This is a genomic window from Chromatiales bacterium (assembly GCA_014323925.1).
Taxonomy (GTDB): domain Bacteria; phylum Pseudomonadota; class Gammaproteobacteria; order Poriferisulfidales; family Oxydemutatoraceae; genus SP5GCR1.
Window position 1 is genome coordinate 25,022 of record JACONC010000014.1, and the last position, 12,822, is coordinate 37,843.

19 protein-coding genes are annotated in these 12,822 nt (G+C 45.0%); 16 read left to right on the plus strand and 3 right to left on the minus strand.

Translation table 11 applies throughout. The annotated features are described in order from the left end of the window. Positions 1 to 201: 201 nt before the first annotated feature. Both GDA45_06290 and GDA45_06295 read right to left on the minus strand, forming a co-directional pair. The gene (locus GDA45_06290) at positions 202 to 951 is read right to left on the minus strand and encodes a DUF4437 domain-containing protein (GenBank protein ID MBC6414471.1); all 750 of its coding nucleotides are present in this window, start codon (positions 949 to 951) and stop codon (positions 202 to 204) included. 74 nt (positions 952 to 1,025) lie between these two features. Further along, positions 1,026 to 1,163 (minus strand): helix-turn-helix domain-containing protein, encoded by a 138-nt coding sequence (locus tag GDA45_06295; protein ID MBC6414472.1) that lies wholly within the window; start codon positions 1,161 to 1,163, stop codon positions 1,026 to 1,028. 601 nt (positions 1,164 to 1,764) lie between these two features. On the opposite strand from GDA45_06295, the gene GDA45_06300 reads away from it, so the two are divergent. From GDA45_06300 to GDA45_06310, 3 genes are read left to right on the plus strand one after another with little or no spacing between them, the layout of a single operon-like run. Further along, a complete protein-coding gene (locus GDA45_06300) occupies positions 1,765 to 2,088 on the plus strand; it encodes a sulfurtransferase (GenBank protein MBC6414473.1) in 324 nt (107 codons plus the stop codon). A 44-nt stretch (positions 2,089 to 2,132) separates the two neighbouring features. Then, complete coding sequence (locus GDA45_06305) at positions 2,133 to 3,518, plus strand: TolC family outer membrane protein (GenBank protein MBC6414474.1); 1,386 nt, start codon at positions 2,133 to 2,135, stop codon at positions 3,516 to 3,518. A gap of 23 nt (positions 3,519 to 3,541) precedes the next feature. Further along, positions 3,542 to 4,777, plus strand: a complete 1,236-nt coding sequence (locus tag GDA45_06310) for a hypothetical protein (protein MBC6414475.1) — start codon at positions 3,542 to 3,544, stop codon at positions 4,775 to 4,777. On the opposite strand, the gene GDA45_06315 is transcribed toward GDA45_06310, so the two are convergent. Then, positions 4,768 to 5,499 (minus strand): 3-deoxy-D-manno-octulosonic acid kinase, encoded by a 732-nt coding sequence (locus tag GDA45_06315; protein MBC6414476.1) that lies wholly within the window; start codon positions 5,497 to 5,499, stop codon positions 4,768 to 4,770. The two genes, GDA45_06310 and GDA45_06315, sit on opposite strands and share 10 nt — an antisense overlap. 191 nt (positions 5,500 to 5,690) lie before the next feature. Here GDA45_06315 and GDA45_06320 point away from each other — a divergent pair, with 191 nt between their 5' ends. From GDA45_06320 to GDA45_06380, 13 genes are all read left to right on the plus strand, one after another. Further along, a complete protein-coding gene (locus GDA45_06320; GenBank protein MBC6414477.1) occupies positions 5,691 to 6,182 on the plus strand; it encodes a lytic transglycosylase domain-containing protein in 492 nt (163 codons plus the stop codon). A 49-nt stretch (positions 6,183 to 6,231) separates the two neighbouring features. Then, positions 6,232 to 6,930, plus strand: coding sequence for a hypothetical protein (locus GDA45_06325; protein MBC6414478.1), 699 nt, complete (start codon positions 6,232 to 6,234; stop codon positions 6,928 to 6,930). After that, positions 6,927 to 7,310: a hypothetical protein gene (locus GDA45_06330; GenBank protein MBC6414479.1), complete on the plus strand. Its 384-nt coding sequence runs from the start codon at positions 6,927 to 6,929 to the stop codon at positions 7,308 to 7,310. The genes GDA45_06325 and GDA45_06330 overlap by 4 nt, the downstream gene beginning before the upstream one ends. A 26-nt stretch (positions 7,311 to 7,336) precedes the next feature. After that, on the plus strand, positions 7,337 to 7,927 hold the full coding sequence (locus GDA45_06335; GenBank protein ID MBC6414480.1) for a hypothetical protein: 591 nt from the start codon (positions 7,337 to 7,339) through the stop codon (positions 7,925 to 7,927). Positions 7,928 to 8,008: 81 nt separating this feature from the next. After that, positions 8,009 to 8,512: a hypothetical protein gene (locus GDA45_06340; GenBank protein ID MBC6414481.1), complete on the plus strand. Its 504-nt coding sequence runs from the start codon at positions 8,009 to 8,011 to the stop codon at positions 8,510 to 8,512. Next, positions 8,502 to 8,753, plus strand: a complete 252-nt coding sequence (locus tag GDA45_06345; GenBank protein MBC6414482.1) for a TIGR03758 family integrating conjugative element protein — start codon at positions 8,502 to 8,504, stop codon at positions 8,751 to 8,753. The genes GDA45_06340 and GDA45_06345 overlap by 11 nt, the downstream gene beginning before the upstream one ends. Before the next feature lie 61 nt (positions 8,754 to 8,814). Beyond that, positions 8,815 to 9,168, plus strand: coding sequence for a hypothetical protein (locus GDA45_06350; protein ID MBC6414483.1), 354 nt, complete (start codon positions 8,815 to 8,817; stop codon positions 9,166 to 9,168). 13 nt (positions 9,169 to 9,181) lie between these two features. Further along, a complete protein-coding gene (locus GDA45_06355; protein ID MBC6414484.1) occupies positions 9,182 to 9,511 on the plus strand; it encodes a DUF3487 family protein in 330 nt (109 codons plus the stop codon). Between the two features lie 9 nt (positions 9,512 to 9,520). Then, on the plus strand, positions 9,521 to 10,177 hold the full coding sequence (locus GDA45_06360; protein ID MBC6414485.1) for a DUF2895 family protein: 657 nt from the start codon (positions 9,521 to 9,523) through the stop codon (positions 10,175 to 10,177). Beyond that, on the plus strand, positions 10,174 to 11,004 hold the full coding sequence (locus GDA45_06365; GenBank protein ID MBC6414486.1) for a DUF3438 family protein: 831 nt from the start codon (positions 10,174 to 10,176) through the stop codon (positions 11,002 to 11,004). Before GDA45_06360 ends, GDA45_06365 begins: the two co-directional genes overlap by 4 nt. A gap of 7 nt (positions 11,005 to 11,011) precedes the next feature. Further along, on the plus strand, positions 11,012 to 12,340 hold the full coding sequence (locus GDA45_06370; GenBank protein MBC6414487.1) for a hypothetical protein: 1,329 nt from the start codon (positions 11,012 to 11,014) through the stop codon (positions 12,338 to 12,340). Between the two features lie 67 nt (positions 12,341 to 12,407). Continuing rightward, positions 12,408 to 12,617 (plus strand): hypothetical protein, encoded by a 210-nt coding sequence (locus tag GDA45_06375; protein ID MBC6414488.1) that lies wholly within the window; start codon positions 12,408 to 12,410, stop codon positions 12,615 to 12,617. Beyond that, positions 12,574 to 12,765, plus strand: coding sequence for a hypothetical protein (locus tag GDA45_06380; protein MBC6414489.1), 192 nt, complete (start codon positions 12,574 to 12,576; stop codon positions 12,763 to 12,765). The genes GDA45_06375 and GDA45_06380 overlap by 44 nt, the downstream gene beginning before the upstream one ends. Positions 12,766 to 12,822: the final 57 nt, after the last annotated feature.

Consider the following 12,822-nt stretch of genomic DNA (forward strand, 5'->3'; position numbering starts at 1 on the left):
GGGATATTTAGACTCAGCTTATTTACTGTAAGCTAAACGCTTGGGCATATGCAATGCCTGGGAAGCCAGAGGTGACACACCAATGCCAGATATGAACTAAAAGTTCGCTCATGTGTGGTGGCATCTTACAAAGAGTTGACTTTTAATAAGGCATCAGGTCAAATCTATAAAAAACTCTAATTCTTATATTTCTTGTTCTTTTTATTCTCTTGCTTGGGCAAATTCATACTTTCCCAGAGACTTCACATAAAAAATACAATCTTCACTAGATTCACATAAAATCTCATGATTTACAGGGCTATTGAAGCCTACATAACTACTAGGAGAGAGTTTTTTTTCATCCCCATTGATTTTTAATTTTATCTTACCTGTAATAATAACTAACTTTAAATTGTTAGAGTTATGTTTAAATCTTCCAGAATATCTTTTTTTCAATTTAAGAAAAGTACCATTCTTATGCTCTTTATCTAGCTGACCCCATAAATACGCAATCCTAAGATGAGGACCGCTTATCCAGCTAGAGCTTTGATCATCAAGCCATATAATATTACTGGGAAACATATTTATAGGTTTTTCTTTAGTGAGAAAGGCTTTTTCAGGAGGCATAACCAAATAAGGAGCACTTTCAATTTCAATAAAGGCAAGGTTGTTTTTACCTTTTGCTGCAGTAATATGAATTTCTCCAAGAGGCTGTTTCCAAAATGATCCAGTAGGCATCCATAGCTTCTCAGCTTTTGGATCGTCATTATGCACTAAACCGCTTATGACAACCCCTTTATAGGTTACATTATGAATATGTGGAGGAGACTCAAAACCATCTATAAACCTTACTAAGAAACCCGTAGCTATTTTATTGCCTTTAAGATCACCCCATAGTACAGCTGCTTGAGGGCTTTTTTCTCCTCTAGCAGGGTTTAGCTTTTCCCATTTTAGCTCTGCGTTTGAAACAATATCAGGAGAATTTTTAGTAGAATCATAACCACTACAAGCCAAAGAAACAAAAGCCGTAATAAAAATTAAATATTTCAATGCGATTTCTCCTCTATTTCTAGTCCACCATACTTGCTACGCCAATTGTAAAAGGTGCCTTGTGAGATGCCGAGCTCGCGACAGATATCCTCTGTCTTCTTTCCTGCATCGTGAAGCTTAATCGCACCTACAATTTGCTCTTCTGTATATCGTCTTCCTCCTGTTGTCTAATTTAACTGGAAATCTCATCTTTGTCATGGCCCGGTTTTCGGGGGGAAGGTCAAAACTTACACGATTTAGATTACAAGCTCACCCCTAAATTTGTGCTTTGGTTTAACAGCATCGTACAGAAAGCACGACCTTGTAGGTCGGCATGCTATACTAGGCTTTCGTCAAGGCAGAGTAATAACAATGCCTATAACTGGCACGAAACAGATGACATTTCAGAGCGCGATAGCTGGCTAGAGCTGATAATGTTAAGGATAGCAGTCAGCTATGCATAAGTGAGTGTTTAGGTTATGCAGGCACCCGTGGTATGTTCGACACGCAAGACACAGCTAAGCATTGAGCAAAACAGCAAGCAACAAAAATTAAATAGGTGATACAAACGCACGGCTATTGGATTACCCAGATTAACTGCAACAAAACTTCAGAGTATTTATGCTGGCACCGTTAGGATTACACAGGCAACACAGTAGTCGCGTCCGTTGAACAAACACGGCAGAACGGCAACATGACAGAACAGCAATTTGGGCAGAACGACAACATGATAGAACAGAAATTGGGGTAATTTGCATGAAAGAGTTAAACCCTAAAGAACTAAAGCACTATATGAGCGAAGCGAGCAATCCACCGTTGTTGATAGATGTGCGCGAACAGTGGGAATACGATATCGTCCATCTGCCGAATTCTGAATTGGTGCCGATGGCAAAATTACCAACACAACTGGACACATTAGACCGAGATGCCGAAGTTGTGGTGATTTGTCATCACGGTATACGCAGCCGCGCAGCAGCCCTTTATTTAGAGCAACAAGGTTTCAAAAAGGTCATTAACTTAAAAGGCGGTATAGATGCCTGGGCGCATGAAGTAGATCACAGTATGCCGACCTATCGTTGAAGTATAATGATATAACATCTAAAACTTATAAAAAAGCAAAACTTATGAAAAAGGACAGCTATGGTTCAATAGTTAAAAATACGAGCGGCTTGCTATTTGCGGTCATGGGTCTATGCGCCTTTGCATACGCCGAAACTGCAACTCAACCCAATACCATGCGGGCAGCAGAAAAGCGCGGTTTGCTAGAACTCTATGAGCTGGCAACAGAACACGATATGCGTTATCAAGCCAGTGTCGCTAATTTTGAAGCAAACTCATTGGAACCGAATATCAGTCGCGCACAGTTATTGCCGAGCGTCTCGTTTAGAACAAACCGCACTAAAGTAAACGACCAGAAGGTCAGAGGTGTCACATTCGAAGGAGGAGGTAATTTCAGTTATCAAAGACGCAATATGACACTATCACTTGACCAGTCTATATTCAACAGAAAGTACTATATAGAGCTCGCCCAATCTCGCTCTAGAGCGCAACGCGCCCAGCTTGAACTGCAATCCGCACAGCACGATTTGATGCAGCGTATGGTCGAGACATATTTCACGGTGCTCGATTCACAAACGCAATTGGAGTTTACCCGCGCCAAGAAGGAAGCCGTGCAACGGCAGTTGGAACAGGCGCGTGCGCGCTTTGATGTCGGCTTGGCAACGATTAGTGATGTTAAAGAAGCCGAAGCCTCTTACGACCTGACGGTTGCCAATGAAATCTCTGACGAGACCGAATTGTCGGTCAATCTGTCTAAGCTGCAAGTCATCATCAACGAGCATGTATGGGCGCTAAAAACTATTTCGGAAGATACCCCTATCGTGCACCCTGAACCCAAAAATATAAACGCTTGGGTGGGTACTGCCACAGAACAAAACCTGGAACTACTTGCACAAAAGTTAACGGTCAATATCTCCGAAGACGAGGTGAAGCGACAACGCGCCAATTATTTCCCAACATTGGACGCTTATGTGCGGCGCAACGAAAACGAAACATTTGGGAATATACCAACTGAAAATACAGTACGAGGCACTGAGTTAGGTATAGAACTGCAAATCCCACTATTTTCTGGTGGCGAAAACTACTACAGAACCAAGCAAGCCTCGCAGTTTGCACTGGAAAACCGCAAGCAACTTGAAGAAACACATCGCATGATCAAACAACAAGCACAGGAGTCGTATTTGAATGTGCTGGCGAGCATCAGCAGAACCCAGGCGTTAGCACGCGCCGTGGAATCGGCACAAAGTGCTTACGAGGCAAATGAAATCGGATTTAGTGTCGGCACCCGCTCTTCAGTAGATGTGCTACTTGCAGTAGAAGAGTTGTTCGCTGCGAAGCGTGACTATATCACTGCCCGCCATCGCTATGTCGTCGATTTAATCAATCTGAAAAGAGTAGCAGGTATCCTCTCGGCAACCGACATACAGCAAATAGATCAGTGGCTTCGTTAAGGCGAGTGGCGGATTGTAGATAAATGCTCTCTATAGCCTATCGGCTTTTACTATGGGCCGGGCTACCGCTACTACTGCTTTATACCATTACCGTAGGTGTTAGATCTCGTAGTTTTCGCTACATCCTGCAACGATTCGGCTTGCGACTGCCGGCGATGTCAAAGCAACCATTATGGATACACTGCGTTTCGGTTGGTGAACTCAACACTGCGCTCGTGTTATTAGAACAATGGCTTGATAGATACCCTGAAGACCGAATACTCGTCACCACCTCGACGACGAGTGCCGCTACAGTCTTTGCATCAAAAGCCGATGCGCGTATGCAGCATTGCTATTTGCCCTTAGATTATAGGTGGTCGATAATGCGCTTTCTAAAGACTCTCAAGCCAAGGGTGGCGATTGTTATGGAGACCGAAGTCTGGTTTAATCTGTTTCACGGTTGTGCCGAATTGAATATCCCGAGCGTAATTATCAACGCTCGCCTATCAAAACGCACCGCTGAAGCGAATGTTTGGCTGCGCCGCTATTACCAGCAGAGCCTGGCTTTGACTAAAGCTATCTATGCAAAATCTGAACGCGACCGAGACACCTATATGCGGGTGGGAGTTGTGCCGTGGAAAATAAAAACCTTAGGCAATCTAAAATACGCTGTGCAATTCGCTGACCGGCAGTTACCGAACCTGATTAACAAACCTTATATACTCGCCGCTTCCACTCACGACGACGAAGAACTGCAAATCGCCAAAGCATGGCAACAAATAGAGCACGGTAATTTCGCATTGGTCATCGCACCGCGCCATCCGCAACGGCTACAAAAGATACTGCACACCCTAAACCGCCATCGTATACGCGCCCACTGCTATCACCCCAATGCGACCATCGGCGATGGCGATACCGTTGTATATGATCGTATCGGCCAGCTCCCTCAACTTATCAAGCATGCGCATCTAGTCTTTTTAGGTGGCTCGTTGATTGACAAAGGTGGGCATAATATATTAGAAGCTGCAATGCTAGGTACTCCGCAAGTCACTGGTTTCTACTTAGACAACATAGCCGAAGAGGCACAGGCGCTCAATCAAGCTGGCGGACTTATTATTGTTGATAGTGCCAACGCGCTGCCTGATATTTTCACCCGTGTTGTCCAACAACCGAACTACTATCAACAGAATGCTGTCGCGGCAAAAAACTATCTAGCACAGCGCGCCGATGTGGCACAAAATTATATCGCTGAATTGGTATCGCTGAATTTTCAACCTTGATGATAAGCATCCACCAAAGCGGAAAAATTATCCTCTGCGTAGTGAAAATCACTGCCGTATTTAGCAGATAACTTTTTCAATGAACGCGCTAGACGATTAAGGTTGGCTTGCCGCCAGGGACTTCTTCTAACGCATATGCAACTGCGATCAAAATCGACTAAGTAAGCCTGATCTTTTTCGGGATACAGTAAAATATTATGCGCATTGAGGTCTGCGTGATAAACATTTTTATCATGAAAACGACGGATAGTCCTGCCAATTAATTGCCAATGCTTTTCTTCTATCTGCTGTTCGCACAACAAGGCTGATATCGGTCTAGCCGGTCGGCAGCTCTGCAGTACTATATCAGCGGTATAAAAAATGAGCCTGTCAACATAAGACGCAGCACAGGGCACCGGCGCCGGTAGGTGCCAGCGTTGTAACTGATGCAACAGCCGCCATTCTACAAACACATTGACATAGCTACTGTGAATATATAGATAATAATCTCTTAGCAACCGCTGCACCGCACCACCGCGGTAATAATGCTTGAGCAGATACTCCTGTTCGTCGTCGTCGAACTTAAAGAAAATTGAACCGTTGCGTCCTGCTTCAGTATAACCAGACACCTGTGCAATTTCAAATAATTCATAGCGGTTAAACCAGTGCGGTGTAACTGGTAATTGATAGTCATACAAGATATGGCGGTCGTCAACTCTCAGATAGGCCTCAGTGGATATCATGCTTTAGTAATTTTATTTCTACTTGATTTGAGGGTCTATTCTATAACACGCAACGCATATAGCCATATATATTGAGATTTTACCGCTTGTCTGCTGATAACGACCGTTTGTCGGAATTATGATTTTTTGATAGGACAACCGCAGTATCTTTACTTTCGTTATTTACTTTAAATCGGACAGGAGCTCAGAAAATGATCAATTACATTAAATACGCACTGATACTCATAGTATCGTTAGCCCATTCGGCAGCGGCAAATATAGACCCTGACTATAATCTAACTTCCGAGATTGCCGCGTGCATTGCAAGCGCCGCACATCAACACAATTTGGATCCATTGCTGCTGCTAGCTGTGAAATATGTCGAGACCGCTGATCGAACCGACACACCCATACGCTATAACAAAAACGGCTCTTGGGACATTGGGCTGATGCAAATCAATACGGTCTGGAGAGACACACTACATCGTTACGGCATTGACTACAACGATTTAGAAATTCCCTGCACCAATATCGCGGTGGGTGCTTGGATCCTAGCCAATAATATTAAACGCAAAGGCCTATGGGAGGGGGTCGGTGCTTATCATTCAAGTACAGCACCTCTCTCGCAAAGATACCGAACTAAAGTAAAAGAAGTGTGGCAAGAATTGCAGCAACTTAATTTATCGATAGGCAGCGGAAATTGAGGCGCAGTTCATGATTGAGGCGATGAGAATGTTTATCGCAACAAAGACGATGTCTAGAGCACAAATTGTCTTAGCCAGTGCTTTTATTATCTTTATACTCTCGGCTACCACTATTTTCATGGTCTATCAATCCGATGATCCATCGTATACCTACAACGAGACAAAGGTGCTACTCAATCCGTTAGCCGATCGGCAAAGCGATTTAGAGCAAAGCACGGGTTTAGCGATCGACGATACGGTTGGGGTCTCCGACTTCGGTCGTCGTTTGGATGCCACAGACGAACGCCTGACAGCTATAGAACAATCGGCTGTGCTACTGCAAAGTGAACTATCAAACTACAATAGCACGGCAGTGGAGACATCGCAGGGCTTGGCCGCAGAAATGCGAAGCCTGAAGAATCGGATGGCTGAATTAGTGGCTACCGACAATACATTGAGCAATACTGTTGCTCGTATAGAAGCCTCTATACAAACAATTAACACTGAGCCGCAGCCACCATCAGCCAACCAGTTACCAGTAGTCGGTTTGAAATTATTAAGTGTTTCTATCTGGGACGACGGCGCAGTGGCAATTGTATCTTTGGGCAATAGAAAAACCGGGTTATCAGTGGGTAATTTTTTTGCCGGACTGAAAGTTGAAAATCTATCGGTTGCCGAACAATCGCTTACGCTGTACGAACCAGCAACCGACAAACTTTATACGCTCTACGCCGACGCCATCGTCTATAAGGAGGCGCCGGGGCAATGAAGATAAAACATCGATATATACGCTATTTTATAGCGGCAGCGGCAGTCACTGTTTTGTTCTTTATGCTTGGCATGTCTGACAATAATGTTGACTTTATCAATTTAGAACTGAGCCCACTGCAAAAAAACCAAATGCAGCATTTGGGTCTGCAAGAATCCGAGATGCGCGAGTTTTTACTCAAGCGAGAGATCTATCAGGGTTATCTGAATACCGACAGATTATCCCCTCACGAAGTATTAGGAATACTTGCACAGGATACCGCTAAGCGACAACAGTACGCACGCGCAGCCGCGCGCATCCGCACAAAACTAATCAACGATACGAAGAATTTTGAAACGCTTTACTTAGAAGAGGTATCTCGTTTGACTAACCCCCCTTAACCCAACACAACTTAGAGGAGAATATTATGTTTAAGAACTTCAATCTGTACATCGTTTTCTGGTGTGCACTTTTCATCACCGCTACTGCATTAGCGCAGCCGGCGCAGGACTCAACAAACTTACAGAAAATGAAAGAGAGTGATTTCAAAGTGATGGATAACGCTAATCCTTTGACCGTGCTGACCCGAGCAGATATCAAAGAGACTTTTGCTGGACTGCGAGCCACGGTCGATAACAGCGGTGACTACTCAATCTATGAACAAGATTTAAGGTATAAAGTGATCGAGCATGCCGGCGGACTGGCAATACAAAAATATACACCTAAATTGACTTGCTCTAAATATAGATACAGAGAAGGCAGATCGCTCTGTGAAACAGAAAATGAAAAATATGCAGGTAAAACTAGCATCATGTGTCACTTTGCTAAAGGCACCAAATTATGCACACATACTCTGGGCGGTTCCTATGAATTGACCCTAGGCGGTTTGCTGATGGGAGAGAGTTATATCGCCTGCTGGCGAGAGCGAATACCCATATACGGCATGGCCAACAAATGTGCCCATAAACAACACCCGCCGAGAGTTTATGTGTGGGATACACCATCAGCGACAGAATGATAGGCTGCGGGTACTCGTTGCTCGGCAAGTGTGTGTCGGTGATGCGCGCTGCTCGATATTTCAGTAATGAGGCTTATTGCTATGCGATACAAACTGTATGCTCAGCAGATGTATTTGACTGGCAAAATATCGTCACGCATCTTTGCATACACGATATTAGCGGTATGCATCTTAGCAGCCATCCTACTCAGTGGATGTCAGGCATATCCATGGATGACTTTTGAACAAGATAGACCTATGGCTTCTTATCCTGAACAAGATTTTTTTCAACGCCCGCTGGCAATGCAGCTACCACCTGCAACGCTACGCGCCAATAGTGCACTGCGCAGCGACAATACCGAAGAAGCGACTTATTTGAAAAATATCGTGCAACTGTTGGAACAGACTAAAATGCTGGCGGCGAACGCGCAAACACAAGTACCACCTCAGCAACGCAAAGTGTTCAATTACAGTGCTTATGAAATAGATGTAGACACCGTTATCTTTGCTATCAAACGTTATTTGGCAGCCGACGATTACACCCCGCGCGGCTTTCAGGCATTGCCGCCGAACCGACTAAAAGCGAGGTACTCAGATGTTGAATAGAAACTATAACGATAACACCTTTGTCGTCGCCAGCGGCATTTCGCCGGCCAATCTAGAGTTGTTGTTTTCTACCACGCTGAGCATTCTTATCTTTATGTGGTTTGTATACAGACTCATGGCACTGTATAGAGGTCTGCAACACGGTGCATTGTCCGAAACTGCTTTTTTGTTTCAAGTGCTACGGACGATAGCTTTGATTATTCTGATTATGGCTTTCGCCCATTATTTACTTTCCTCATAAATGAGTAGGAGTTTTTCGAATAGGAGTTTTTCAAATAGGAGATTTTCGAATAGGAGTTTTTATGTCCAAAAATAAATTGATACTTAAACCCATAATTGCCATAGCCTTAATGTTCCTAGCATATTCGCTAGCACAAGCACAACTACCTACGCCGCCTAGTTTCGGTGGCGGTAGCAGCGGTGATTTTTGGGAATATTTTAGAAACGCACTGATCGCCATTTTCACAGTCGCCGCAGTGGCATTGTTGATTATGGCGGTACTAGGTGCCGGTGGGGGACTGTTGAATGCGCTGAAAAAGGGACGCGAGCAAGGCGAGTGGGGGCATTTCGCAATTACCGTGATTGCAACCATCTTAGTGTTGGTGTTGATTATCTTCGGCACTGTTCAGATCATCCAGTATATCAACGAAATATAGAGCAGAGATTGGTATGAAACCCGCCGACTTTTTAGACGACGAACCCTTGATGTTAAAAGGCTGCACTGGTTCGGAGTTAACTTTTGTAATAATCGCCTCGGCTATCTTTTGGCTGTTTCTGTCGGTGGTAGTGAGTTTAACGCTGTGGAATATCTTCGTCGGTCTTATACTATTTATGATAACGGTTCCTATAACGGTATGGCTAATAACTGTTTGGTACAGCCACCTCAAAAACAGCCGCCCTCGGCGTTGGCATTTGCAATATTTAGCACACCGTTTGCATTGGACTGGCTACTTCCATCAATGCCAGCACATCGGTAGCTTTAGAGCGCATAAGTTTTAGGACGATAAGATGAATCGCTATCATTCGGCGGAAGCCAATCTAGTTGCCCACATCAAAACTCTGAGGATGGTCGGCACAGGTCTCTTCACTATCTGCTTGTTGCTGACTGCCGCGCTGTTTTGGGTGGCACGCGAACATCGCTTATCGCTGCCGCCTGATTTGCGCTTCGGCTCTAAGCTAACTACCGGCGCTATAGAACCACAGGAAGTTTATCTATTCGCCGGGTCAGTATACCAACAGCTCTATTTGTGGCTGCAAGATGGTAACGCAGATTTTTCCGATAACATACAGAGGCTGCGCTATCTGATAACCGATGATTTTCATCAATTCTTAATGCAAAAACACAGCGAGTTAACAAAGCGCGGTGAACTCAAGGGACGCAAACGCAATCTGCAGCCAGCCGGTGTTTACCAAGGCGGTTTAGTCAAACAGACAGCAAAGAATGCCTGGGTCGTGCAACTGGATTTGATATTGAATGAAAGCCTAAACGGTATCAAAATCAAAGACCGCATCGCAGTGCGCGAACATATACCCGTTATCTACAAAGACATTAACTCAGCGTATAACCCGTGGGGTTTACTTTTAGATGTGCCCCAACAACCATTCATCCGTATTCCCAAAACCGCAGACGAAGACCTGCAGTATGCTAAGGGAGCCAATCAATGATGCGAGGCTTTTTCATAGCACTCATATTGTTATCGGCAAGTCAATGTTTGAGCGCAAGCGAAGGCTCGCATATCTTTTATCAGCACGAACCGTTGCAAATGCAACTGCAAGTCGGACAAGAACAACACATTATTTTGATGTCTGAGCCGTCGGTCAAAGTCGGTATGCCGGCATCTTTGCGCGACAAGCTATCGGTGACGACGATAGGCTCGCAAGTATGGCTGCGTGCCGATTATAGTTTTGCCGATGAGAAAATTCTGCTCAAAACGCCTTCCACCCAGATGATATTAGAACTCTCTGCATCAGTAAACTATGTAGCAGGCGAGACTATCTATTTAAGCTCTGGGCAGGATAATTTATTAGCTGATGCAGATAATGAAGATTGCGCTATCGGGATGGTAGCACTGGTGCGCTATGCACTGCAATGGGCTTATGCACCGCATCGTTTATTAAATAGAAACCCTTGTATCAGAGCCACGAACTATCCTAAAGATATGATAGACATCATGCGCTGTTTGAAGATTAATGAAGCTGTGTGCGGCGGTGGTGTGATGGCAGCTCCCATTGCGGCGTGGCGCACGACTGAGTTCTATGCCAGTTTGTTGGAACTTAAAAACACATTGCAAACCGCTATCACTCTAGACCCTCGTGCTATCGTCGGCGACTTTAAGGCCGCGGCATTCGCCCATCATAGATTAGAAGCTGCCGACAGCGCGCAATCGGTGACCGCGCTAGTCGTCATCGGCGACAAACCCTTAAGCCGCTCAATAGCAAAACAACGATGGCTGGATAGAACATCAGTAGCAGAACACCCTACTACACCATAGCAACCCAATGAAGCGCAACCCCTTCGTCTATATCTTAGCGATAGGCTTCAGCATAGTCGTGCTATTGATACTGATAGCCGATAGCAGCGACGATCATTTATTACCGACACCCAATGGCGTAGCGTCTGCGCAATCTGCACCCGACTATTTAGCCGCAGATAGCGACAACCCTTCGGAGGCGGTGAAGGCAGTCGGTTCGCAAATTAATCAACTGCGCGCAGAGCAATCCGCCTTTAAGGCAGATATGAATCAAACGGTGGAACAGCTACACCGCGAATTACGGACATTAAACAGCGCAATCACAAAACTTAACAACCGCCCGAGTACCAACCCCTATCCAACCGATGGTCGTCCATCCAATCTATCATCGGAGACCACCCGCCAACCATTGAACCCGACAACACGCGGCTCGGAACCGATTGCACCCTACTACGAAGAACCACCAAAGGTCACCCCACCCACCACCCAAAAGCCACCGGCTTGGCTATGGATAGAAGACCTCAGCGCATCAACATACGATTTTAATAATCAATCCGATACCCTGACGAATGAAGGGCTTGAATACTTGAATATAGATAGCCTGCAAACCATTCCTGTAACCGACAATGTGCGCGATGACACCTCGCTTATTATTCCACCTGCCACCATCATCCGCGGTGTCACATTGACCGCTGCTATAGGCCGCCTACCAGTGCGCGGGCAGTTGAACGAACCTTGGCCGATTAAAGTCATCAGCACTATGGAAGGTTATGCCGCCAACGGATACACCGTTGATGCCGCACAAATGATATGGGATGGTAAAGCATTCGGTGATGCTAATTTTGAATGCGTGCGGGTTGTGCTCACTCGGGTAACTTCGGTGCTACCCAGCGCCGTAGTCAGCTATGTAGAAGCATCCGATACCGACAAAGGCTTAGGTTATTTAAGCGATAGCTACGGGCAACCCTGCCTGAAAGGCAAACTCGTCAGCAACGCTGCCAAGCAAATGACCGCAGAAGCCATACTAGGCATCGCCCAAGGCATAGGCGAAGGCTATGCCGACACACAACGAACCCGCACAGTGAGCCCTGAGGGCAATACGGTGGAGAGCATCACCGGCGAAGAAGTGCGGGTACTCATCGGACAAGGCTTCGCTAAATCAGTCGGCAATGTTAGGAATTATCTGGCTTCTAGATACGATGTTTGGGATGCAATATATGTGCCTCCCGAACAGCAAGTCGTCATCAATGTAGATCAACCACTGGAGTTTATTTATGACCCAGGACAAAAACTATACGATAGTTCAATGTTCGCCTTTAAGGTTGGCAACGATACGGGTAGCTCTCGCCTTGATTGAGATGCGTGCGTGCTATGTTGAATACCTATAGCGTATGCCTATAATATAAACATAGACGAGGAGAAAAATGGATATTATTAATTTTTTGCAAAATTATTACCAAGCAATACTGACAGTAGCAGCCTTGTTGGGTGGCTTGCTTGCTCTTGTCATTATGAAAGCATACTTCTCCTTTGTTAAGTGGCGAACGGAGGCAGAATTCAAACTGGATGATCTTGAGCCTATTAGAAAAAATGCAAAAGCAATTACTGAATTACTGGAGAAATCTAAGCCATAAGTTACGATATAAAGAAGGCGTTGAAATAGAAAAATTTCTGAAAATTATCGGACTGGTATTAAGAGATCAAGTGCTGGAAGTTCTCAATGACTCTAGCATAAGCGAACAAACCACATCGCCCGACATCCCCGAACCTAATCCAACATAGGCAAATAGATAAGAAAAGATACTAATCACTCGTATCAAAACTACCGCCCTAGATCGA